The organism is Paraburkholderia sp. BL9I2N2 (assembly GCF_004339745.1).
Lineage (GTDB): Bacteria > Pseudomonadota > Gammaproteobacteria > Burkholderiales > Burkholderiaceae > Paraburkholderia.
The window spans coordinates 1,814,513-1,838,601 of sequence record NZ_SMGP01000001.1; the positions used below are offsets into that span (position 1 = coordinate 1,814,513).

At 61.5% G+C, this 24,089-nt stretch carries 19 protein-coding genes; 8 read left to right on the plus strand and 11 right to left on the minus strand.

Translation table 11 applies throughout. The annotated features are described in order from the left end of the window. Window positions 1–43: 43 nt before the first annotated feature. Window positions 44–1,153 carry an S-(hydroxymethyl)glutathione dehydrogenase/class III alcohol dehydrogenase gene (locus B0G74_RS08500; RefSeq protein WP_132374385.1) on the minus strand — a complete coding sequence of 370 codons (1,110 nt, stop codon included), beginning with the start codon at window positions 1,151–1,153 and terminating at the stop codon, window positions 44–46. 295 nt (window positions 1,154–1,448) lie between these two features. Between B0G74_RS08500 and B0G74_RS08505 the strand changes: the two genes are divergently transcribed. The 3 genes from B0G74_RS08505 to B0G74_RS08515 all read left to right on the plus strand — a co-directional run bounded on the left by B0G74_RS08505 (window position 1,449) and on the right by B0G74_RS08515 (window position 4,388). After that, window positions 1,449–2,486: an aromatic ring-hydroxylating dioxygenase subunit alpha gene (locus B0G74_RS08505; protein WP_132374386.1), complete on the plus strand. Its 1,038-nt coding sequence runs from the start codon at window positions 1,449–1,451 to the stop codon at window positions 2,484–2,486. A 20-nt stretch (window positions 2,487–2,506) separates the two neighbouring features. After that, window positions 2,507–3,481 (plus strand): PDR/VanB family oxidoreductase, encoded by a 975-nt coding sequence (locus tag B0G74_RS08510; protein WP_132374387.1) that lies wholly within the window; start codon window positions 2,507–2,509, stop codon window positions 3,479–3,481. A gap of 100 nt (window positions 3,482–3,581) precedes the next feature. After that, entirely contained in the window at window positions 3,582–4,388 is an 807-nt protein-coding gene (locus tag B0G74_RS08515) for a transporter substrate-binding domain-containing protein (protein ID WP_243658257.1), read from the plus strand. Between the two features lie 98 nt (window positions 4,389–4,486). Here the strand turns inward: B0G74_RS08515 and hutH are convergent, their stop codons facing one another. The 3 genes from hutH to B0G74_RS08530 form a co-directional block, all read right to left on the minus strand. Beyond that, a complete protein-coding gene (gene hutH / locus B0G74_RS08520; RefSeq protein ID WP_132374389.1) occupies window positions 4,487–6,061 on the minus strand; it encodes a histidine ammonia-lyase in 1,575 nt (524 codons plus the stop codon). 197 nt (window positions 6,062–6,258) lie between these two features. Next, window positions 6,259–7,179 carry a LysR substrate-binding domain-containing protein gene (locus B0G74_RS08525; protein ID WP_165923837.1) on the minus strand — a complete coding sequence of 307 codons (921 nt, stop codon included), beginning with the start codon at window positions 7,177–7,179 and terminating at the stop codon, window positions 6,259–6,261. A gap of 324 nt (window positions 7,180–7,503) precedes the next feature. Beyond that, the gene (locus tag B0G74_RS08530) at window positions 7,504–8,385 is read right to left on the minus strand and encodes a fructose bisphosphate aldolase (RefSeq protein ID WP_342960550.1); all 882 of its coding nucleotides are present in this window, start codon (window positions 8,383–8,385) and stop codon (window positions 7,504–7,506) included. Window positions 8,386–8,738: 353 nt separating this feature from the next. On the opposite strand from B0G74_RS08530, the gene B0G74_RS08535 reads away from it, so the two are divergent. Together B0G74_RS08535 and B0G74_RS08540 are read left to right on the plus strand one after the other, a co-directional pair. Continuing rightward, window positions 8,739–9,137 carry an RcnB family protein gene (locus B0G74_RS08535; RefSeq protein WP_132374392.1) on the plus strand — a complete coding sequence of 133 codons (399 nt, stop codon included), beginning with the start codon at window positions 8,739–8,741 and terminating at the stop codon, window positions 9,135–9,137. Between the two features lie 191 nt (window positions 9,138–9,328). Then, window positions 9,329–9,913 (plus strand): TMEM175 family protein, encoded by a 585-nt coding sequence (locus tag B0G74_RS08540; protein ID WP_132374393.1) that lies wholly within the window; start codon window positions 9,329–9,331, stop codon window positions 9,911–9,913. A gap of 65 nt (window positions 9,914–9,978) precedes the next feature. On the opposite strand, the gene B0G74_RS08545 is transcribed toward B0G74_RS08540, so the two are convergent. The 5 genes from B0G74_RS08545 to B0G74_RS08565 form a co-directional block, all read right to left on the minus strand. Continuing rightward, window positions 9,979–11,742, minus strand: coding sequence for an MOSC and FAD-binding oxidoreductase domain-containing protein (locus tag B0G74_RS08545; protein ID WP_132374394.1), 1,764 nt, complete (start codon window positions 11,740–11,742; stop codon window positions 9,979–9,981). Window positions 11,743–11,821: 79 nt separating this feature from the next. Next, window positions 11,822–13,360 (minus strand): efflux transporter outer membrane subunit, encoded by a 1,539-nt coding sequence (locus B0G74_RS08550; RefSeq protein ID WP_132374395.1) that lies wholly within the window; start codon window positions 13,358–13,360, stop codon window positions 11,822–11,824. After that, window positions 13,357–14,436, minus strand: coding sequence for an HlyD family secretion protein (locus tag B0G74_RS08555; protein WP_132374396.1), 1,080 nt, complete (start codon window positions 14,434–14,436; stop codon window positions 13,357–13,359). Before B0G74_RS08555 ends, B0G74_RS08550 begins: the two co-directional genes overlap by 4 nt. 12 nt (window positions 14,437–14,448) lie before the next feature. Beyond that, window positions 14,449–16,074 (minus strand): MFS transporter, encoded by a 1,626-nt coding sequence (locus tag B0G74_RS08560; protein WP_132374397.1) that lies wholly within the window; start codon window positions 16,072–16,074, stop codon window positions 14,449–14,451. 418 nt (window positions 16,075–16,492) lie between these two features. Then, window positions 16,493–17,167, minus strand: a complete 675-nt coding sequence (locus B0G74_RS08565; RefSeq protein WP_132374398.1) for an antibiotic biosynthesis monooxygenase — start codon at window positions 17,165–17,167, stop codon at window positions 16,493–16,495. 129 nt (window positions 17,168–17,296) lie between these two features. On the opposite strand from B0G74_RS08565, the gene B0G74_RS08570 reads away from it, so the two are divergent. Both B0G74_RS08570 and B0G74_RS08575 read left to right on the plus strand, forming a co-directional pair. Beyond that, window positions 17,297–17,683, plus strand: coding sequence for a hypothetical protein (locus B0G74_RS08570; RefSeq protein WP_132374399.1), 387 nt, complete (start codon window positions 17,297–17,299; stop codon window positions 17,681–17,683). Next, window positions 17,650–18,606: a LysR family transcriptional regulator gene (locus tag B0G74_RS08575; protein ID WP_132374400.1), complete on the plus strand. Its 957-nt coding sequence runs from the start codon at window positions 17,650–17,652 to the stop codon at window positions 18,604–18,606. The genes B0G74_RS08570 and B0G74_RS08575 overlap by 34 nt, the downstream gene beginning before the upstream one ends. 60 nt (window positions 18,607–18,666) lie before the next feature. Here the strand turns inward: B0G74_RS08575 and mug are convergent, their stop codons facing one another. Next, a complete protein-coding gene (gene mug, locus B0G74_RS08580) occupies window positions 18,667–19,203 on the minus strand; it encodes a G/U mismatch-specific DNA glycosylase (protein ID WP_132374401.1) in 537 nt (178 codons plus the stop codon). 181 nt (window positions 19,204–19,384) lie between these two features. Further along, complete coding sequence (locus B0G74_RS08585) at window positions 19,385–20,413, minus strand: GlxA family transcriptional regulator (RefSeq protein WP_132374402.1); 1,029 nt, start codon at window positions 20,411–20,413, stop codon at window positions 19,385–19,387. A 515-nt stretch (window positions 20,414–20,928) separates the two neighbouring features. On the opposite strand from B0G74_RS08585, the gene B0G74_RS08590 reads away from it, so the two are divergent. Further along, window positions 20,929–23,760, plus strand: coding sequence for a 2-oxoglutarate dehydrogenase E1 component (locus tag B0G74_RS08590; protein WP_165923838.1), 2,832 nt, complete (start codon window positions 20,929–20,931; stop codon window positions 23,758–23,760). The last annotated feature ends 329 nt before the right edge of the window (window positions 23,761–24,089 follow it).

Genomic DNA, 24,089 nt, shown 5'->3' on the forward strand with positions numbered 1-24,089 from the left:
TCGGCGCGATGAAGTTGCACCGAAGACGGCGCACAGTCGTGTCCTAGTAGTTGATCACCGTGCGAATCGATTTGCCGTCGTGCATCAGATCGAATGCTTCGTTAATCTGATCAAGCGGCAATCTGTGCGTGACGAACGGGGCAAGCTGAATATCGCCTCGCATGGCGTCTTCCACCATGCCCGGCAGTTGTGAGCGGCCCTTCACGCCACCAAATGCTGTGCCTTTCCATGTGCGGCCCGTCACCAGCTGGAACGGGCGTGTCGAGATTTCCTGACCGGCCCCCGCAACACCTATGACGACGGACTGTCCCCAGCCGCGGTGTGCGCACTCGAGCGCCGCACGCATGATATTGACGTTGCCGATGCATTCGAATGAATGGTCGACGCCCCAACCGGTCATCTCGACGATGACCTGCTGGATCGGCTTTTCATGGTCTTTCGGATTCACGCAATCCGTGGCGCCGAAGACTTTCGCCAGCTCGAACTTCGAAGGGTTGGTGTCGATCGCGATGATCCGGCCGGCCTTGGCCTGGCGAGCCCCCTGAATGACAGCGAGCCCGATGCCGCCGAGTCCGAACACGGCGACGCTGTCGCCAGGCTGCACCTTCGCGGTATTGTGCACGGCGCCGATACCCGTTGTGACGCCGCAACCCAGCAGGCAGACCTGTTCGTGATTGGCAGCCGGATTGATCTTTGCAAGGGAGACTTCGGCGACCACGGTGTACTCGCTGAACGTCGAGCAACCCATGTAGTGATAGATAGGCTGGCCGTTGTAGGAGAAGCGGGTGGTACCGTCCGGCATCACGCCTTTGCCCTGGGTGGCACGTACGGCGACGCACAGGTTTGTCTTGCCCGACTTGCAGAACAGGCATTCGCCGCACTCCGCGGTGTAAAGCGGGATCACGTGGTCGCCGGGCTGGACCGACGTGACGCCTTCGCCGATTTCCACGACAACGCCTGCGCCTTCATGGCCGAGCACGCAGGGAAACAGGCCTTCGGGGTCGTCGCCCGAGAGCGTGAAGGCGTCCGTGTGGCATACGCCCGTATGGGAGATCTTTACCAGCACTTCGCCTTTCTTCGGCGGCGCAACATCGATCTCGACGATTTCCAGGGGTTGTCCTGGACCGAATGCAACTGCAGCACGTGATTTCATGACTGGTCCCTTAGTGACTTGCGCGACAAAATTTGTATAGACAAGTCTGCACAATTAAAACATCTGCCGCAAGCGGTTTTGATCCGGAAGCGGTCAATCCTCGGGAAACTCCTTACATATTAAGAGTACTTAGCATCATGCCGGGAAGCGTTGCACGAAGCGAATTGAAGTGCCCTCGCGAGTGTCTTTAGAAAAACTAAGCCTCGGCTGTAGTTCAAATCGTTTGATGATCTGCTGCTGTTGTTCCTATTCTTTGCCCACTGGACGATTGATTGAACACGAAAGGGGGCAGGGAATGTATTTGCGGAACGCGTGGTATGTCGCTGCCTGGAGCGACGAGATCGAAGACAAGCCGGTGAGACGAATCATTCTGGAGGAGCCGGTCGTACTCTATCGCGGTTTGGAGCATGCGGTGATCGCGCTTGAAGATGCGTGCCCGCATCGCAAGCTGCCTCTTTCGATGGGCGAGGTGACGGGCGACAACCTGCGCTGTGGTTATCACGGACTGGAGTTCAGTCCCGACGGCGTTTGCGTGCATGCGCCAGGTCTTGCCAGGATTCCACCGAAGGCTTGCGTGAGACGCTATCCGGTAGCCGAACGCTACGGATTGGTCTGGATCTGGACGGGCAACCCCGAGTTGGCTGATCCGGACGAAATACTGACCGTTGCGCACTACGACGATCCGGCGTGGGGCGTCAATCTCGGTCCTGCGATGGACGTGAACTGCGGCTATCAGTACATGACGGATAACCTGCTCGATCCGTCTCACGTCACGTATGTCCACAAGACTTCGCTGGGTAACTTCGCCACCGCGGATGTACCGGTCAGGATGACGGTCCTCGACAACGGCGTGCTCGCCTCGCGGTGGATGCTGGATTGCGAACTCGCGCCGTTCTTCCGCCCGTATGTGAGCTTCGCCGGACATGCCGACCGGCTGCAGCATTATGAAGTGCGCTATCCGTCGCACGCGATTATTCGCGACATCATTGCACCGGCGAATTCAGGTGCGCCGCAGGGGCGGTTGCATCCGGACGTGTTCCTGCTCGACTCATATAACTTCGTTACGCCGGTGACCGAGCATAGCTGTCGCTACTTCTGGTTTCAGGTGCGCAACTTCCGGCCTGATTGCGCAGCGACAGACCGCGCGCTCACCGACGATTTCATCAGCGCATTCAATGAGGATCTGGTCGTGCTGTCCGCGGTCGATGACGGCATGACGAACAAGCGAACGCCTAATACGGACATTGAAACCGACGCTGCGCCGCTGCGTTTTCGCCGCATGCTGCAAAAGATGATCGAAGCCGAGCGTGCGCCACAACAGGTCGTTTCGTGACTTCCCTGGAGATTACTGCGATGAGCGCCGGTACAGATACGATTGAAGTGCGCATCATTGACGTCAGCGCGGCGGCTGACGACATCCGTGTATTCCGGCTTGCCCGTACAGACGGTGCGGCGTTGCCGGCGTACGCGCCCGGCTCGCATATCGACGTTCATCTTCCGAGTGGACGGGTGCGCCAGTACTCGCTGTGCGGCGCAGACGCCAGCGCACCGGAGTACCGCATCGCCGTCAAACGCGAACCCGCGTCCCGCGGCGGATCCGCATGGCTGCATAGCGCCGCGCAGGTCGGCACGCGCATGCGGATCGGGACGCCGCGCAACGCGTTTGCCTTGAGCGATACGGCAGATCAGCACCTTTTGATTGCCGGCGGAATCGGCGTCACGCCGATTCTCTCGATGGCCTACGCGCTCGCGGCATCGCAAAAGCGGTACACGCTCGCCTATTTTGCTCGCAGCGACGCGTCTGTCGTATTCCGTACGGAGTTCGGACGATTACCTCTTGCGGACCACGCGCATATCCACGTCGGCCTCTCGCCAGCCGCGACTCGCGAGTGTATTGCCGGTCTGCTGTCTGCCGCGTTGCCCAACACGCATCTCTATGTTTGCGGACCGCTCGCCTTCATGGAGATGACGGTACGCCTTGCCCGCGACATGCTGGGCGAACCGTTCGTGCATCAGGAGTCGTTCGGCCCTGCGGTGCCGGTTGCCGGCGACGAACGCGAGTTTTCGGTACGGCTCGAAGGCAGGAGCGACGCAATACCCGTCCCGCCAGGCAAGACCGTGCTGGCGTCTCTGCGCGAGGCGGGATTCGACCTGCCATCGTCGTGCGAAGTGGGCGTGTGCGGGACTTGCATGATGCGCGTTCTCGCGGGCGAGCCCGACCATCGCGACACCTATCTGACCGATGACGAACGCGCGGCCGGGACGTGCTTCCTGCCGTGCGTATCGAGGTCGAATTCATCCGTGTTGGTGCTTGACGAGTTGGCGTGAGCGGCACGGGTATTTGCATTCAAATCCATAGGCAGGGAGACTTCAAATGAACCTCAGTCGTCGGGACGTTGTAAAGGCAGTGGCTTGCGCGGCGTCCGTCATGGCCGTCGCGTTTTCTTCAACCAGCTACGCGAAGGAGTGGAAGACCGTCACCATTGCCCTCGAGGGCAGCTATGAACCGTGGAATCTGACACGTCCGGACGGCACGCTGGATGGGTTCGAACCGGAGCTTGCGAAAAATCTCTGCACGCGTATGCGCGTCCAGTGCAAACTGATCGCGCAAGACTGGGACGGGTTGATTCCCGGGTTGAACTCCGGCAAATTCGACGTGATCATGGATGCCCTGTCGATCAGTGACGAGCGTAAGAAGGCGATCACCTTTTCAAAGCCATATGCAAATACGCCAGCCGCTTTTGTCTCGGTCGGGTCGGGCGTGCTGCCGAAGCTGCCGCCAGGCGCCGTACCCATCAAGCTGACCGGCAATCCGGCAGTCGACAGGCCGGCCGTCGACCTGCTGCGCGTCAGCTTGAAGGGCAAATCGATCGGGATCGTCACGGGGACGGTCTACAGCAAATTCATCAACGAGAACTTCAAGGATATTGCGAGCATTCGCGAATACAAGAACGCTCCGGAACACGACATCGATCTGATCGCGGGACGTATCGACGTGGCGTTCGACGACGCATCCTACTATGCGTCCGCCTTGTCGAAACCCGCCAACGCGACGTTGGGATTCACCGGTCCGAAGATCGGCGGTCCAATCTGGGGGGACGGTGAAGCGCTCGGTTTGCGCAAAGCCGACACGGACCTGAAAGCCATGTTCGACCAGGCAATTGCCGCGGCGCTTGCTGACGGGACGGTGCACACGCTCAGTCAGAAGTGGTTCAAAACGGACGTCACGCCCTGAAGCTGAATTTATGGTCGAGACGCAGTTTGGCTTGACTGGTTTTTAACGAGCCGTCGATATCCCTGGAATCGACGGCTCGTTTGCCATCAGTGGAGCAGTTATTCGTGCAGCGCGCCGGTGATGTTCTCGACGACGCTCAGCAGATCGCCCTGCGTGACCAGTTCGTGAATGTGCACCATGTCCGGGTGGAAGAAGCGATCGCCCTCCACCTTGGGCACCTTCTGCCTGATCCGGGCGTAGACCGCTGCCGTGGCAGGCGAGGCGTCTGCCGGGTCGAAGAAATCCAGAGCCTGGGTCGCCACCATCAGTTCGATCGCGAGCACATGCTGGAGTTTCTGCGACGTCTCGTAAGCCTTGCGCGCGGCAAGATACGCAAAGCTCACGGGGTCTTCCTGATTGCCGCTCGTCGAGACGCTATCCACGCTCGCAGGATGAGACAGGATACGCATTTCTCCGAGCAGGCCCGCGGCGGTGTACTGAACGATCATGTAGCCGCTATTCAGACCGGGGCGCGGCGCGAGGAACGCCGGCAGTTCGCTGAAGTGCGGGTTCACCAGCCGGTCGGTCCGGCGTTCGGAGATTTTGGCGAGATTGGTCATCGCGATGCAGAGGAGGTCGCTCGCGATGCCAACGAACGTGCCATCGAAATTCGCGCCTGAAATGGCGAGGCCGTCGCCCTCGTGGGGATAGATGACGGGGTTGTCGCCGCAAGAACCGACCTCGTCGAGAATGGCCTCGCGCGCATCATTGATGGCTCGCTTCGAGGCGCCATGGACTTGCGCCATGGCTCGCAGACTGTAGGTATCCTGCAAGCGGTAATCGACAAAGCGTTCGGTCAATGCGCTGCCGGCGAGAATTCGTCGCAGATTGTCGGCCGCGTTGGACTGGTCCCGGTGTTTCTTGACCGAGTGATAGCGCGCGTCGAGCGAGCGTGTTGTGCCCTTGAGCGGCTGCAGGGACATGGCAGCGGCAATGTCGGCGACCTTGGACGCTTCCAGCGCGTTATGCAGCGCGAGCATGCCGATTGCGGTCACCGAGGTCGTGCCGTTGACCAGCGCGAGCCCCTCCTTGCAACGCAGGGTATGAGGTTTCAGGCCGGCTTTGTGCAGCGCTTCCAGACCGCTCATCCGTTCATCGCCATAAGTCGCCTCGCCTTCGCCGATCAGCACGAGGGCCATGTGCGCTTCGGGTCCGAGGTAGCCGACCGAGCCGTCACCAGGCGCTACCGGCGTGATGCCGTGATTGAGCAATTCCGCAATCTGCAGCAGTAAGTCGAGCGTGACACCGGAATAGCCTTTTCCAAGGCTGTTCAGGATCATGAGCTGAGTCGCGCGGACAACCTCGCGCGGCAGCGGGGCGCCCACCGAGACCGCGTGCGAGCGCACGATATTGCGTTGCAGATCTTCGGCCTCTTCCGGCCGGATCACGCGGGTGGAGTTGTCGCCGAATCCGGTGGTGACGCCGTAGACGAGGCGATTTTCCTCGAGAAACCGTTCGACCAGCATGCGCGAGCGCGACACGCGCTCGCAATATTTCTGCGAGAAGCGGACCTTCGCGCCATGCTTTGCGACCGCGATAAATTCCTCGATCGATATGTCGTCATCGCCGAGCAGCACTTCGCTAATGTGCTTTGGACGAGCCCGCAGGCTATCGTGCCCTGTGTTCATGTTCATGCGTGATCCCTATGATTTGGCCGGTTAGCTGAAACCATGCGGCAGGCACGCAGCGGCAAACAGCGATGGCTGATGCGCATGGATTCGCTTTCGAGCATAGGGTGGCGCATAGACGCCGACAAACCATTTAATCTGCGGAGCCTCTATAGTTTTTCTAAAACACGAGCGGTGCGCCCGGTGTCCGTAATGACGAAGGGTCAACCAAATATCGCGTTGATGTCGCGTTGCGTCTGCGCGGCTTCCTCGGTCAGCCAGTCGAGGAATTGCCGTGCGTCCGGCGCCTCGAGCGCGCCGGGTTGCCACACCAGGTAGTACGGATACGGCATGGGCAGCGAGATCCTGAAGGGTGCGATCAGCAGTCCCTGCGTCAGGCTATCGGCAGTGAAAAGTCCCTGACCGAGCGACACGCCTCTGCCGCGCAGCGTCGCATCGACGGCCATGCCCGAAAGCGAGTAGGTCAACGGAGCCAGTGTGTCTGGCACGGGGACGCCGGCTGCGCGCAACCAGTCGCCCCAGGTCGGCGGCGACCTCTCGTTCCAGCCCCACTCGACATGGACAAGCGGGTAGTGCAGCAAATCCGCGGGCTGCTCGATCGGCTGGTCCGCCCGCAGCAGTGACGGCGAGCACACCGGTGTCACCCGGTCGGTGAATAGCAGACGGTAGTGGGCTCCGTCCGCGGGCGGCGTTCCGTACGTCATGCGGACATCCCAATTGCTTTCGCCGCGCTTCGGCTCGCGATCCGTGGCCTCCACGTGGACGCGCACGCCGGGTGATAGCGTGTGCCACTTATCCAGCCGCGACGCAAACCAATGCGTTGCAACCGAAGGGAACGTACTGAGTGTCAGGTGAGGACCATGCTGCGCCGCTTCCAGGGCCGTGTGCGCGGCATGAAAGCATTCGAAGCCGCGGGCCACGTGCTCGTGGTAGAGCTGGCCGAGCGCGGTGGGGCGCAGGCCGGTGCTTTCGCGGTCGAACAGCGCGACGCCGAGGAATTCTTCGAGCTGGCGGATCTGTTGACTGACTGCTCCGGGCGTCACGTGCAGTGATTCGGCGGCGGCGACGACATTCTTGTTGCGAACCACGGCATCGAATGCCTGGAGGGCGCGCAGCGGCGGCAAACGGTTCATCTTCGGGGTTCCGGAACTGGCGGCACGCTGGCCATTCGGAGCGGACGCCAGCGCCCCGATATTATTGTAAAAAGACGGTCCGAAGCTGCTCGCCAAAATAAGCAGGATGCAGCGTTCGCCGTGTCGCGGCGAGAGGCCGAAGTTGGATCGATAGCGGTGCTTAGGCCATGGCGCGCTTTACGCGAATGTGCGAGGAAGAATTCGAGGAGCATCAGGCCGCGCGCTTTGTCCGGCCATGAAGCCGGACAAAGCAGCCCGTTCACGTTCGGCGAACCAGGGCCTCGATTCGCCAGGCGCGGTCTCCTGAAAGCCGCTTCAAACCTTGACGACGGAGGCCTGATAGATCTCGTCGACGGATTTCTCGAGCGTCGTGTTGAATTCACTGTCGCTCATCGATGCCTTGAGCTCGTTGATCAAAGCCCGTGAGAAGCTGGCGATCATGCCGTGATTCGACGCGAGCCGTTTGCACGCGTCGGCTCGCGTGTAGCCGCCGGAAAGCGCGACTACCCGTGCGACACGCGGGTGCTCGATCAGCGGACGATAGAAGTCCGCTACGTCCGGTATGGTCAGCTTGAGCATCACTTGACGGCTATCCGGCAACGCATCGAGGCCTTTGGTCAGTTCCGCGAGGAGGGTGGCTTCAGCCCCCGGCTTGTCCGGACTCTTGATCGAAATCTCGGGCTCGAGGATCGGCATGAGACCGTGCGCGTCGATCTGTGCGGCCAACTCGAACTGTTGCCTGGCAATCGCAGCGATCCCGGCTGGCGAATTCAGGTTGATGACCGAGCGCATCTTGGTGCCGCAGATACCGAGCTTCGCGGCCCTGGCGAGCAGATCGTCCAGGCCGGGAATCGGCTTCATCAACTGGACACCGTCGGCTTCGGCTTCCAGGCCCTTATCGACCTTCAGGAACGGCACCACGCCGCGCTCCTCCCACAGGAAGGTCGGAACGGGTTTCCCCTGCGCCTGTCCGTCCATGGTCGCTTCGAACAGGATGGCCCCGATGATCTTCTCCCCCGTAAAGGCGGGTGCCGTGATGATGCGCACGCGCATCTCGTGTATCAGCTTGAACATCTCGGCGTCATTGCTGTAGGCGCTCTCCGGAATGCCATAAAGCCGCAATGCGCCAGGGGTCGATCCGCCGCTCTGGTCCAGGGCGGCAAAAAATCCCTGTTTCTCACAAACTTGCGCCAGCATCTTCTCATCAGCCACGATCGTCTCCCTCTTCACGGTGGAATATCAAACCAGCATTTCTGGTCGCGACACGGTGCGTTCAATACGTTCAGTGTGACGATGTTAATGCAAATGTGGGACTCGATGAAAAAACGGTCGCCGGCGTCGGCTATTGAGGCTTGTGTCGTTTTTATTACGCGTGACGCCCAAACACTATTTAACATACACTTACATCGCATTTTGCCAGGCTTGCCGTCGCACGCGGTGCGGCTGGGGAGCAGGCCCATGGCCGCTCAATAGCCAGTCTGTCAGACGCCCCTTCGCGCACCAAACCGCGTGTTAAACCGATCTCCCGCCATCCTCTCTGGGACACAGACATGAAGTCGAGAATCATCGCACCGCTTTTGATCGCTTCGTTACTTGGCACGTCGGTGGCCGCTTTCGCGCAGCCGCATCACGATGACCACGGCAATGGCCCGTCTTCGCACAACAAGCCAAACCCTGGTCACGGGGCTCCACATGGAAAGGGTCACGGGCCTGCTCCGCACGACGCGTCGCGCGGAGGTCCCGGTGGTCCCATTCCTCATAACGACTGGCACAAGGGCGAGCGGCTTCCGGCGGAGTACCGCGATCATAATTACGTCGTCGACGACTGGCACGGGCATGGACTGCAAGCGCCGCCGCGCGGGTATCAGTGGGTGGGCGTGAACGGGGACTACGTACTCGCTGCCATCGCGACAGGCGTCATCGCCAACGTTCTGCTTTCCGGGCACTAAGCGGCCGGATCGATATCGATCGATGCTCCGAACCGCTGGACGTTGGTCGTTCTGCGGATATGAGGACCGTGCCCGCCCCTGGCGGCCACGGTCCTGCTTATGTCGCATGTTTTGGTTTGTATGCTGTCTTGACTGTCCGAGCGCGGCCGTTGCTGTTGAAATGACTTCTTGCTTATCCCAGGGAGCCCGCCATGCGTGAAGCAAAAGCAACCGCCGAACGTCTAGCTGCTTTTTCAGACGGCGTCTTCGCAGTGATCGTGACCATCATGGTGCTGGAGCTCAAGGCACCGGAGGAGCATTCGTTCTCGGCGCTGTTGCCTCTATGGCCGATCGCCCTCAGCTACGCGGTGAGCTATCTTTTCGTCGCGATCATCTGGATCAATCACCATCACCTGATGCGGTTCGTCGGTCCGCCGACGCTGGGAATGATATGGGTCAACTTCGTTCATCTCTTCCTGGTCTCGCTGTTGCCGTTTGCGACCGCGTGGGTAGCAACGACCCAGCTCGCGTCGTCGTCCGTGATGTTTTACGCAGGTCTGTTTATATGTATCGACGCGGCGTACAACGTTTTCGAACATCAGGTATTGACCCAGGCGGATGCCAGCATGGTGTCCGCGCGTATGCGGCGTACAGCGAGATGCCGATCGCTGATCGTCCTTGCGGGGTTCACGTCAGCCATGCTGGTTGCGATCGTCGCCCCGCGCGTCGGCTTCGGTCTGATATGCGTGGCGTTGACGCTGCACTTGCGGCCGGATCTCTCCGAGTTCAAGCCGTGACCGATCTTCAAGGGCAGCGTTTGTGAAAAGGCTGTTCGCCTCGAAAGAGGCGGACAGGTTCGTGCTCACAAATCAATGACGACGTCACCAGCCGGCTGGGAACAGCAGACCAGCACGTTCCCTTGCGCGGGCATGTCGAGCGGCTCGGGACTATAGTTCACCGTCCCCGAAACCAGTCCGCTTTCACAGTTGTGACAAACACCGGTTCGACACGACCATCGAACCGGCACGTCACACGCTTCGGCCAACTCCAGAATGTTCGGATACAGCGCCGCATTCCAGTGCGCCGCGACGCCGCTGCGGGCAAATGAAACCAGCGGCCCGGTGTCGGCATCCTCGGTCGGCTGGTGCGGCGCGCGCGCCGAAGTGCCGACGATGCCCGGTGTCAAAGTCTCACCGCCGCTAAAGATTTCAGCGTGAATCCGCTCCGGCGCGACGCTCAGCGCGGCGAGCACCATTTTCATGTCCGCCATGAAGCGCGTCGGGCCGCAGAGGTAGAAATCCGCGCCTTGCGGCACGCCTGCCTCGTCGAGCGCCGTCCGCGAGAGGTGGCCGAGCGCATCGAAATTCTCGCCGATGCGCTCGCTCGCATCCGGCCGGCTGTAGCAGACATAGCTGCGCCCGTGCGTCAGTTTGTGCACCAGAGCGCGGGCTTCGTCCGCGAACGCATGGTGTTGCCGGTCGCGAGCGCCGTGAAGCCACCACACCTGCCGCGTCGAGCCCGCCGCGGCCAGCGCATGCAGCATGGCAAGAACCGGCGTCACGCCGATTCCCGCGCTGAGAAGAACAAGCGGACCGTCGCCGGGCTGCAGAACAAAGCTGCCGCGCGGCGCGCTGACATCGAGTGCATCGCCTGCACGGACGTGCGCTTGCAGGTAGGTTCCCGCTGCCCCATGCGGCTCGACCTTGACGCTGATCCGATAGCGCTCGGTCGATGCTTCGCCCGAAAGCGAGTAGCTGCGAAAGAGTGGCGGGCCGCCGGCGGGCCGTGGCAGACGCAACACCACGTACTGACCGGGCAGCGCCGTTTGCAGCGGTTGACCGTTCGCGCTTTGCAACGTCAGCGAGAGCACATCGGCGCACGCCGGTTCAATCGCCGTCACCGTAAGTGGCCGAAATCCGGGGGCAACCGGATGCGCGGCAGCGGCGGGCGCAAGGCCTGCATTCCCGCTCGCTGCACCCCTTGTCTGGTCGCGCAACAACGCCTCGAACGACCCACGCCAGCCGGGCGACAGTGCCTCGATGCGCAAGGCCTGCTCCAGCCGATCGCGCGGATGATGAGGGGAATACAGGAGCGCATTGATCTCGGTGACGCTCATGCGCTCTGTTGCCTCGCCGACTTTCACGATGTCGTCGCCGGCGCCGACGGCACCCTCCTGCAGGACGCGCAAATAGAAACCCGGCCGTCCGCTGGATGTCAGCAACGCAGGCATGCGGGGCTCGTTCGTCCGAATGCCGACGCGATAGCAGGTCACGCGAGGTTGCGTCACTTCGAACAAGGCCGTGCCGATCCGATAGCGGTCGCCGATGCATACGTCGGAGTCCGGCATGCCTTCGATCGTGAAGTTCTCGCCGAACTGTCCGTAGACGAAGTCGCTCCGCTTCAGTTGCGCCTGCCAATGGCGATAGGACTCGATCTGGTAGACGAACACGGCTCGCTGCTCGCCGCCGTGCCCAGCCAGATCACCCTGACCATCGCCGGTCAGATTCAGGCGGCCGGCCCAACAACGCGCGTGCGCCGGCTCCTTCCAGATTCCCGTGTGGACCGTGCGGCCTTTCCAGTCAATGTCGCGCGGTAGTCCGACATTCACCGAGAGCAATCGAGCCATGCTTCCTCCTGAATCACGAGAGCGCGCCTACAACGTCTGCTCATGGTCAGCGCACAATCACACGCAATAGCATGCCACGTCAATGTGCACTGTCCTGTCTGGCATACGTTGACTCCCACCCGCCGCCGAGCACCTTGCACAACGTGATGAGGTTCGCGTCGGCGTCGGCCTTGCTTTGTTCGAGGTTGCTCTGCGCATCGAGCAACTGTTTCTGCACGTTCAGCACGTCGAGAAAATCGACCGCACCGGCCTTGTACCGTTGCCGCGCAATCGATAGCGCACGCTGGTTCAGGCTCACGACCGTTTTCAGGCGATCACGCCGCCGCTGTTCCGCGTCATAGACGACGAGCGCATCGTCCACCTCGCGCCATGCCTGAAGCACGGTGTGCTTGTAGACAATCGCCGCCTCCTGCTGCTGTGCCTCGCGCAGATGAAGCGTGCCCTTGAGGCGTCCGCCTTGGAAGATAGGCAGCGTGATCGACGGTCCCACGACAAACTGCCCGGACGCCCAGTCGGCGAGATTCGAGAGCTGCAGGCTCTGGAACCCGGCGCTGCCGTTCAGCGAGATGCGTGGATAGAAGTCGGCCTTCGCCATGCCGATCGTCGCGGTGGCCGCGTGCAGCTGAGCCTCCGCTTTCCTGATGTCGGGTCTGCGCTGCACCAGTTCCGACGGCACGCCAATGGGCACCTGATCAGGCAGTGCCGGCACATCGTGCGGCTCGGCGAGCATCTGTCTTAATGCGCCAGGTTCCTTCGCCAGTAGCACGCCAATCGCATTGATGGTGGTCTCGTTGCGCGATTCGAGCGTCGGGATCAGGCTTTCGATCGACTCCGCCTGGGCCATCGCGTTGGCTACATCCAGCTCCGTGGTGACGCCTTCATGCACCCGCGTTTGCGTGAGCTTCGTGGCGTCGTGTGCGATCGCCAGGTTCTGTTTCGCGATTTGCAGCAACGCTTGCGTGTCGCGCAACTGGATGTAGTCGCGGGCGAGTTCGGCGCGGGCGGACAACAGGATCGCGTTGCGGTCCTCGTACGACGCATCGGCGAGCGCCGAAGCGGCCTCGACACCGCGTCGGGCGCGACCCCAGAAATCGAGCTCCCATGATGCATCGAAGCCGAACTGGTAGAGATCGTAAGCGGGCGAGCCTTTGGCGCCCGGCAACGGCGCCACGCCTAGCGGCGCGCTGCCCGATGCCGACTGCGGCTGACTTCCCGTCGGGGTGACGCCAAGCAGCGACAGGATGCCGTTCGGACTTCCGCGCTCGCGGTTATAGGAGGCGGCGCCGGCCAGCGTCGGATATTCTTCGGCACCGGCAATGCGCTGTTCCGCCCGGCTTTGCCGCAGGCGCGCCGACGCGGCCGCGACATCGAGATTCGCATCGCTCAGCTGGTTCTCCAGCGAGTCCAGCACGGGATCGTTGAAGAGCGTCCACCATTGCGGACTGAATTCGGATTCGACCGCTTTGCTCGAAGCCTGCGCGGTCTGGGTGCGGTTGAACACGTCGGGCGTGGCCGTCTGCGGACGTTCGAAGTTCGGGCCGACCAGGCAGCCCGTGAGCAGGGAGCTCAGCAACAGCGCGAGCGCCGGTGTGCGGAGGGAGGAGTCGCTCGCATTCATTTCGCGTCCGCTCCCGCGATGCGCATATCGGCACGCTTGCCGACGGCGACCTCCGTTTCGACGGACAGGCCCACGCTCAAAGCGGACGCGGCCTGTTGTCCGTGGTCGATCGTGATCTTGACCGGCACGCGCTGGACGACCTTCGTGAAGTTGCCCGTTGCGTTATCGGGCGCAATAGGCGCGAAGCTCACACCCGTGGCGGGGGCAAGACTATCGACGTGTCCCCGGATCACTTCGCCCGGAAAACTGTCGACCTTGATCCGAACAGCGTCGCCGGGCCGCATCCGGGCGAGCTGGTTTTCCTGGAAGTTGGCGACGATATAGGCGTCCGACAGCGGCACGATCGCGAGCAGCGGCGCGCCGGTCGTCACGAATGCGCCGACCCGTGCCGAACGCCGTCCAACCTTGCCGTCGACGGGCGCGCGGATCTCCGTATACGACAGGTTGAGCTTCGCCTGTTCGAGCGCGGCTTCGGCGTGCGCCAGCGCGCCGGCCGCCTTGTCGCGCTGGGTCTTCAGCACGTCGAGGTTCTGCTCGGTCGCCACGAGTGCGGCCCGGTTGCGAGCCTGCTGCGCGAGTTCCTCGGCCAGCGCGCTCGCGGCGTGCTGCTGCTCCTGCGTCGTGCCCGCGCCGGTTTCCGACAGATTGCGGTAGCGCGAGGCGTTCGCACGCGCAAACTCGAGCGTCGCGTCATCCGCGCGAAGCGTGGCACGCGCCTGATCGACGAGCGCGGGCTGCCGCGCAATCTCGGCCTCGTAGTTCGCGACCGATGCCTTCGCTGCCGCCACGTCCGCCTGCGCGCTCATCAACGCGGCGCGGAAGTCGCGGTCGTCGATGCGTACCAGCAGTTGCCCGGCTTTCACCTGCTGGTTGTCTTCGACGAGCACCTCGGAAAGCTGGCCCGCGACACGCGGCGCGACCAGCGTGAAATCGGCCGTCACATAGGCGTCATTGGTGGTCTCGCTGGTCGAGCCGGTGAATAGCCAAAGGCAGGCCGCCAGTACAGCGACGCCGAGTATGAGCACATACGCGGCAAGACGGATCGTTCTGGGAGGAAATCGGGTAGCGGATGACATAGATAGCGGCACTTAGCGGGAAGAGGGCGGCGTTGTGCTCCAGGGCGGATAAACGCGCACGGGTAACACCGGAATAACGAAAAGGAAGGCGACGGCGATACCCGCCATCACGCGATAGAGATCCGCCGATGTCAGCACGACGGCCTGCTCGTGAATCCGGTGCGCGAGTTCGCCGATGCTGTGAGCCGCATCGATGCTCTGGCTCGTGACCAGCGCGTTGTTGCCCAGGTGGTCCACCAGCATGCTCGAATGGAAATGCTCGCGTGCCGTACCGAGCCCATCGATGAGACCGGTTGCCGCTGCGCCGGTAAATGTTTTGAGTGTGTTGAACATGGCCGAGGCAAACGGACCTTCCGTTGGGGGCAGGCCGGTCGTGACGCCCATCAGGATGCCCATGATCACCATGGGCTGAGCAACGATCTCCAGCGACTGAAGCCAGTAAAAGTTCTCGCGAATCCACTCGGAGGTCATGAAGCTCCCCAGAAAGCACGTGGTGGCGATCAGGCAAAGTCCAATGGCCATGACCCAGCGGTGGTCGACCTGCCGGAGATTGAGCAGCGCGGCGGTCGCGGGCAGCGCAATCAGTAGCGGAATGGCGACGAGCAACGACAGCGGCGCGGTTTGCAGCGGCCGGTAGCCGTGAATCTGCGCGAGATACTGGCCGGGTATGGCGGCGACGCCCACCAGCAGGATCACTGCGCCGACCAGTGTGAGAAGCCCGTGCGCGAAGTTCCGGCGGGCAAGCAGTTGCAGTTTGAAAAACGGCAGCGGATGAAACCACTCGTTGACAAGGAATGCCACGAACAACAGCGTCCCGCCGCAAAACATCGTGGAGATAAACGTCGAATTCAGCCAGTCAAGCCGATCGCCCTGCAGCAGGCCGATGACGAGCATGGCGATGGCGGGATAGCCGAGCAGGAATCCGGTCCAGTTGAATGAACGGAACCGTTCGAGTCTGGTTGGATCGGCTGGAAGCCCCTTGTAGATCGCCACGCAGCTCACGAGGCCAAGCGGCACGATTTGCCAGAAGGCCATTTGCCAGCCGACATATTCGGTCCACAACGCGGCGAGCGGCGTGCCGAGCGCCGGTCCGAAGGTCGCGGTGAGTGCGTAGCCCGCGAGTCCATATAACTTGACCCTCGGGGGCAGGTAACGCAGCGCGACGATGATCAGCATCGGCGGCAGACATCCGCCTGCGACGCCCTGCAGCGCACGCAACACATAGAGCGCCAGCAGGTTCGGCGCGAAGGGACACAGAAATCCAAGCAACATCACGGCCAGCACCGCGCCGATCGTGAATCGCTTCAGCGTGAAAGTCACGCCGAACCACGGCGCGAATACCATCGTGGCCACGTTCGTCGCCTCGAAGAGCGCGGTCAGCCAGGTTCCATCGTCTCGTCCGATCGAGAACGCGCCGCGGATATCAGCGAGCGCCACCGCGGTGACCTGTTCGTTCAGTATGGCCAGCAGCGACGCCAGCAGCATTCCGATCAGGCCGATAGCGAGGCGCAAGGGCAACTCGGCTTCGGTGGGCGCCCGCTGCACAGGAGTCCCTGTCTGGGGCACAGAGACCGGCGTCGACGATGGCGCGAGCTTCGCATCTCCTGTTCCAGTTATCGATGGGTTGGCGGTGTTCATAGGGGTCCGGCTACCAGTGTTTAATGGGGCATTCCGTCGGAAAATCTTCCTGCCATGCCCGGTGTTCGCGAAGATCCAGCCGGCTCGCTACCGTGTTGCCGCCGCGCGATGGGTTTATGAATTCTAGGAGGCGGCCCGACTTTCTTAAAGCTGACACATGTTGCGTATCTGGCCATTTCGTGCGCGAATCTGGCCAATGTCATTGTCGCTCCCGGGACAAGGTGCGAACCGCCGGCAATGAATCTTTTCCATTCGGTCAACAGAACAAATTTCACGGACACGGGGCGGCGAGAGCAGCCATCTTTTTGTAGCGGCCGAGGGTAACCGTAGATGAATCGCGCGAATGCGGAAGCGGCATACCATTGCGCCACTGGCCGCCGCCTCGTTTCAGAAATGCCGAATTCGCGCGGCGTCCGGCTTACGCCTTGGGCTGCGCTTCGGCGAAGTATTGAGGCGCCTCGCGGCGATCGAACATTCCGTACTCCCGGACAACGCGGATGTGCCGCAGGCGCACGAACTTCGGCAGCGTCGTATTGCGCTCGAAGGCTTCAGCGGCCGCGAGGTCTTCCCACGTTGCCACCGCGATGACGTCGCCGGGTGTCATCAGCGCGTCGAATGCGTCCCAGGCGACGAGACCGGGCGCCTTCGTATCGAGTCCCAGCGATTGCGCAACCGCGTCCGCGCGCACCAGCTTGACCCAATCCGGTGCGTACGTGGCATCGAGTAGCGTTATCGCCTTGCCTGCTCCCGTTTCGGTGGTGTCGAGGCGTTGCTCGATCAACGTCTGCCCGGCAGGTACGCACGTATCCGCGACGGTCTGGCCAATGCGCAAGCGGTAGTTGGCAAAAACGCGATCGCGCGCCGCCTGCTGCACCTTGTGATGGTTCGTCGTCACTCGCCAGCGTATCAGCGACTTCTCATCGCGCCAGCTCGATAGCGAAAGCAGCCATCCCTCGCGTGTCAGACTTGCGTAGCGGGTATTGTCGACGAAACCATCGATCGCTTCGAGCTCCGGGCGCAGCATCTTGGCCATGCCGAGATAGGCGTCGAATTGTTCGGATAGCGGATTGACTTCGAGCATTGCAGAAAACATGGATTCCTTCGTCTGGTTGAGGATGCCTGGTCATGTGGCGGGACAGGTAACCGCAGCGATGCAGTCGGTTCATCACCATGTGACCGTCGCGCGATGGGTCATTTGATTGTCGGAGATGGAGAGGGCTTCTTGAAGCCTCATCAGGCCGCGTATTGGGCCATTCCATGCGCGAATTTTGCCAGGCTGGCTCATCACGGATCACAGAGGCGAAGCGCCGATCCGGAAACGGTCATTTTCCGTTTGGCTAACAAACAAAATCCCACTGAGATGGGATATCGCGAAGGCCACTTCCTTTGCTCGTTGAAAGAGCGCGAAATCGGCCATTCGTGGTCTTCTTCGAGTCAGCCGCGGAAAGAGAGCGTCACCATGCAGGACATGACGCTTACTATTGCCGCATCTTCCTGGCGCCTGATGACGCCGCGTCCCCGTGAGGAGGGCGTGATCTATTGGCAGGCTGAAAACACATTCAAGTTGGAATCAAGATGGACAGATTACGTGAGATGGAGGTTTTCGTAGCCATCGTCGACCGAGGCAGTTTTACCAGCGCGTCGGAGAAACTCGGAATGTCGGCGCCTGCGGTCTCGCGGGCGCTCAACTCGCTCGAAGCCCGCTTGGGCGCGCAACTGCTGGCGCGAACAACCCGTTCAGTCCGACCGACAGAGGCAGGCATGTCGTACCTCGATGCCTGCCGCAAGGTGTTGGATGCCGTCACGGACGCAGAAGCCGATGTCGCGGCTTGCCAGGACAACCCGGTAGGCACACTGACCATTTCTGCTCCGGTGCTGTTTGGCCAGCGATTCATCGCTCCGCTAATCGATGCGTATGCCCAGCGTTATCCGGACGTCAGCATCAACGCGGTGTATGTCGATCGCACCACGCGACTTCTGGAGGAGGGCGTGGATATTGCCATCCGGATAGGCCATCTGGGGGATTCTTCGATATATGCCATTCCGTTGGGTTTTGTACGGCGTCGAACCTATGCGGCCCCGGCTTATCTAGTGGCGCATGGAGAACCCATTCATCCCAGGGAGCTTGCCGATCATCACTGCGTGTCCCTCACGGGAGTGACGAATCCTCTCGAATGGACGTTTTATGAAAACGGCTTGAGGCTGTCGGTCCGCGTTCAGCCACGAATGATCGTCAACCTGGCGCCGGCGGCCGTTATGGCAGCCGTCGACCGCGTGGGAATAACGCAATTGTTTTCCTACCAGGGGGCGTCCGAGGTACTCAATGGAACGTTGCTGCCAATCTTGACGGCATTCGAGCCCGAGTCGACGCCGGTCAACTTGCTGCATGTGGAGCGGCGGGGCGCAAGCGGTAAGATTCGAGCCTTCGTGGAGTTCGTCACCGAGACGTTGCGCAGAAACGTGCATCTTCAACACATGGAAACCGCGGTGACGATGAATGGGACCTCTGGAATCTTGAGTCCGGTCAAATAGGGCATGCTGATGGGGCAAGTCGGATCGTGCCGGCTAGTCCACACGGCGAATTCTTTAAGCTCAAGCCGAACCGGCCGGCGCGACTGCAAGACGAAGTTCCCGATAGGCGGTCACCAGCGCATCGAGGCTGAATGTCCGGTTCAGACCGCTCGGATTGGGCAGCACCCATGCGCGAGCGCCGCCGAATGTGGCCGGTTGGAGTCCCCACTGAATGTCGCGGCTGCCCGACATTGCGCTGAGCGCCATCTTTCCGAGGAAGGCGACGCATCGCGGCGCATATCCTTCAATCTTCCGTTCGAACTCCGTCGCGGCCGCTTTGAATTCCCACTGCGATAGCTGATCCGCTCGTGCGGTCGGACGCGAGACCACCGTGGTGAGACCACAACCATACTGCAGGAGCGTGTGGTCGTCTTCGGGACCAAGCTGTTCGGGAGTAAAACCCGCCAGATGAACGGTCCGCCAGAACCGGTTGCCTCTGCCGGCAAAGTGGCGGCCGCTCGACGCCGCGCGGACGCCCGGATTGATGCCGCAAAATACAACGGATAAACCCGGCTCAAGCAGATCAGGAAGAGATTGAAGTGAATCGGAGCGAGTCACGGATGGGTGTAGGCCTATTCAAGATGTACATTCGAGGCGCCGAGTGGCAACAACAGGCTACCTCGACGACACCACGAGCGCAGTTTGAACCACGCCGCCACGACGGACAAGCGGCAAGAGCGTCGATTTCAGGTCAAATGTGTTCCGATTCTTGCCAGCCCAACCTGGGTAGACCCGAGAGCTAATCGACAGTTTCCAGTTCTGCTGTTTCGACTTGCTCCTCGACCTCGCCAGATGCCCACTGCTGCTTGCCTACCGTGCCGCGGAATCGTTGGCGATACTGTCTGGGCGTAACGTTGAGCCGTCGGAAGAAAGTGGTTCGCATATGCGTGGCGCTATGAAAGCCACAATTGAACGCCACGGTCTTCAGAGGCGCATCGGTCTCCTCAAGCAGCTTCCTCGCGGTGTCCACGCGAACCTGCTCGACAAACGCGGACGGCGTCACCTTGGCATACTTCGCGAATAGCCTCGAGAACGTACGGCGGCTGACTGAAACAGCGCTGGCAAGCTGTTCGATCGATAACGCATCGGTAATGTGCTCGGTCACGTACCGGAGCACCTTGCCGACGATCGGATCCTGGTCCTTCCGTACTCCGACGTAAGGACTGTATTGAGACTGTCCGCCTTCTCGCTGGATGTAGACCACCAGGCGTTTCGCAACCCGCACCGCCAGTTCGTGCCCCCAGTCTTCCGCGACCAGCGAAAGACACAGGTCTATGCCCGCCGTCACGCCGGCAGAGGTAAAAAGGCGTCCGTCGCGGATGAAGATCCGGTCTGGCTGCACGCGTGCCTGAGGGAACTCGTCAGCGAGGCGATCCGCGTCTGCCCAGTGGGTCGTCACGTCCTTGCCGTCGAGCAGCCCGGCGTGCGCGAGCACGAATGCACCGTTGCAAACGGAACCGAAGCGGGTTGCGCCGCGCGCCTGATCTTGCAACCAATTCAGAAACTCGGGCCGCGGCTCGGCATTGGGCAACCGCGGTCCGCCTGCGACCAGCAGCAAGTCGAATGGCGTGTCGAAGTCCGCATAGCTATAGGGAATCGCGAGTTGCATCCCGTTCGAGCACGACACGGTGCCGGCCTCGTTACCCAGCAGAAACACCTCATACTTCTGGTGTTCAGGGAGAAATGTGTTGGCTTCCGCGAATACGTCCAGAGGGCCCGCAACATCCAGCGCCTGCACATCATCGAATACAACAATGGCGACTTTCATGTCGTGACCCTCGTTCCTCGTTGCCGGACTTCATGTCCGCTGGACCCACTATAAGAGCGAAGCGCCACGGGATAAATGCGTCGCGCCGAAAATCACTTATTACACGAAGTGCGGGTATGCAAGCCGGGAAATACTGGTAAAGCGGCACGCAGACCCGTTCGTTGGCCGTCGCAAGGGCGGAGTCAGGAGAGCGCGGTTCATTGCGGCGCCCCTCATGACCCTGTTCGCAGCCGACGCGCGGGGCAACACGGGCTACGTGGCCCAAATCTCACCTCTATTGGCCCGCGGCGGCGCCAACGATGCGCACGGTTGCCGTACCGACTACCTATGCTTTATCTCATCAATGCGGCTGGGATCTTAAAGCTCGGGCGCACCAGAGAATCTGTCGTCGGCGAAATGGTCGTCCGTCCTTAGCCCCTGGTTGCACGCCGGACTGGCCACGATGAGGCTACAGCCGCCTCAACCCATGTCACGGTCGAAGTTCAGACCGGACGCGAATCGAGGACAGATTCATCATGCTGATGGAAAAAATTCAAAGCTCTTTCCTGTTCGGGGGAAACGCCCCCTATGTCGAGGAGCAGTACGAACTCTACCTGGCTGACCCGGCATCGGTCGCGGATGAGTGGCGCGCGTATTTCGATGCGTTGCGCGAAACCCCCGCCATCGACGGCAGCGACCGCGATGACGAACAGCATGCGCCTGTCGTTTCCACCTTCGTCGAGCTGGGCAAGCGCTCGCGCGCCACGGAGACGACGCTCGATGACGGACTCGCAATCGCCAGAAAGCAGGTGGCGGTGCAGTCGTTGATTGCCGCGTTCCGCATGGTCGGCACGCGCAAGGCGAAACTCGACCCGCTGCTGTGGACTCCGCCGCAGGCCTCCGTCGAACTCACGCCGGCGTTCTACGGCTTGTCGGCGGCAGACATGTCCACGCGATTCAGCACGGCCGACACGTTTCTTTTCGACGAAGACGCAACGCTGCGCGAGATCGTCGCGGCGCTCGAACAGACCTATTGCGGCACACTCGGCGCCGAATTCATGCACCTGAGCGATGCCGGCGAGCGGCGTTGGTGGCAAATGCAACTCGAGTCGACACGCGCGAGGCCTTCGTTTTCGGTAGCGGAGAAAAAACGGTTCCTCGAACGCCTGACGGCTGCTGAAGGACTGGAGAAGTACCTGCACACGCGCTATGTCGGGCAAAAACGCTTCTCGCTGGAAGGCGGCGAATCGTTGATCGTGTTGCTGGACGAACTGGTTCGCTATGGCGCATCGAAGAAGGTCGGCACGGTGGTGATGGGCATGGCGCATCGCGGGCGTCTGAATGTGCTGGTGAACATTGTCGGCAAGCCTTTGCGCGCGCTCTTCGACGAGTTCGAGGGCAAGAGCGGCGACCCTCTGCCGGCCGGCGACGTCAAGTACCACAAGGGCTATAGCGGTGTCACGCAGACGGCCGACGGGCCTGTCGATGTCGTGCTTGCATTCAATCCCTCGCACCTGGAAATCGTCAACCCGGTCGTGCAAGGCATGGCGCGCGCCAAAGGCGAGACCTCGGGCACGGGCGACGGAAGCGACGTGTTGCCCGTCGAGATTCACGGTGACGCGGCGATGTCCGGGCAAGGCGTCGTGATGGAGACGTTGAGCCTGACGTACACCCGAGGACACGGCACGGGCGGAACGGTCCACGTGGTCGTCAACAATCAGATCGGCTTTACGACTTCGGATCCGCGCGATACACGCTCGTCGTTCTACTGCACGGACATCGCGAAGATGATCGAGGCGCCGGTTTTGCACGTCAACGCCGACGACCCGGAAGCGGTGGCCATGGCGGTGCGCCTCGCGCTCGACTATCGCACGGCGTTCAGGCGCAGCGTGGTGATCGATCTTGTCTGTTTCCGCAAGCACGGGCATCAGGAGCAGGACACGCCCGCCATCACGCAGCCGCTCATGTACCGCGCGATTACCAGCCACCCTGGCGTGAGGACCGTGTACGCGCAACAGTTGATCAAGGAAGGCGTAGTGACGCCGGAGCAGGTCAAGGACACCCTCGATGCACATCGAGGCAGTCTCGAACACGCGCGAAAAGCCGAAGCGCCCGGCGTATCTGTACAGCCAGACGAAATACCCACATGGCCGAAGTTTCTCGAGGACTATGCCGGCCCGGTCCAGTATGGTCCTCCGTTGCCCGCGCAGGTGCGCGCGTTGGCGCAGCAGATCTCGACCATCCCGGACGGATATGAAATCCATCCGCTGGTCGGCAAGATGATCGCCGCGCGCCGCGAGATGGCCGCGGGGAGAAAACCGGTCGATTGGGGCATGGGCGAGCACCTGGCGTTCGCTTCGTTGCTCGGCGCCGGGATCGATGTCCGCTTGAGCGGGCAGGACAGCGCGAGGGGCACGTTCAATCACCGCCACGCCGTTGTGCACAATCAGACACGCACGAGCAGGACGGAGGGCGTGTACATCCCGCTCGATCATATCGACGGCGCAAGCGGCCGATTTACGGTGACGAACTCCATTCTGTCGGAGGCGGCCGTGCTGGCCTTCGAGTATGGCTACTCGACGGTCAACCGCAATGCGCTCGTCGTGTGGGAGGCGCAGTTCGGGGACTTCGCGAATGGTGCGCAGGTTGTGATCGATCAGTTCATCGCAGCGGGCGCCGCAAAGTGGGGGCAACTCAGCGGCTTGACCCTGTTCCTGCCGCACGGGCAGGACGGGCAGGGACCGGAACACGCGTCGGCGAGACTCGAGCGATATCTGCAGCTTTGCGCGCAGGACAACATGCGGGTCACCCAACCGACCACGCCCGCGCAACTGTTCCATTTGCTGCGGATGCAAGCGGCTGTATTCGATCGCCGGCCGCTCGTCGTGATGACGCCCAAGTCGCTGTTGCGTCATCCGGAAGCGGTCAGCACGCTCGACGAGCTGGCCACGGGTGCGTTCCGCGAGATCCTGGTGGACACGCAGGTCGAGTCGTCGCGGGTGTCGAATGTGGAGCGCGTCATCGTGTCTTCGGGCAAGGTCTACTTCGACCTGCTCGAACAGCGCCGCACGTCGGGTGTTGACGATACGCCGCTCATCCGCGTCGAACAGCTGTATCCGTTTCCGTCCAGGCAACTCGCCGCGGAGTTTGCGCGCTATCCGAATCTGAAGACCGTGGTCTGGTGTCAGGAGGAGTCGCGCAACCAGGGGGCATGGAGCTTCGTCGAACCGCAGTTGCGTGAGATCCTGCCTTCGGCCGCGCAATTGCAGTATGCGGGGCCGGCGGCTTCCGCGTCGACCGCGCCCGGTTATCACGCGGTACATGCGGCGAGACAGGCTGCGCTTATCTCAAGTGCGTTCGCGCAATAATGGCTTGTGCATCTCGCGGTGATACCGCGCGCGGACCTTCAGTCGCTCGGGACGTGGATAAGCGGCCCGAGCGGCGACCGTTCGCATGCTACCGAAAATGATCTGCGAACGGCGTGTCATCGCAATGGCTCAAATGCGATCTATCTTGGCCCATATACAAGCGCTTTTATGCGTGTGCGCAGCCTCAATCATTGTCAGAATAAATAAAACCGTTTCTCACGATTCTTCCAGACGCACATCAAAAAAGTGCTGGATGGGCTGCGCTTCGTACGGAGAACCCGTTGGAGCAATCGCCCATGAGCTGGTAAGGAACATACGCTGTTCTCGAG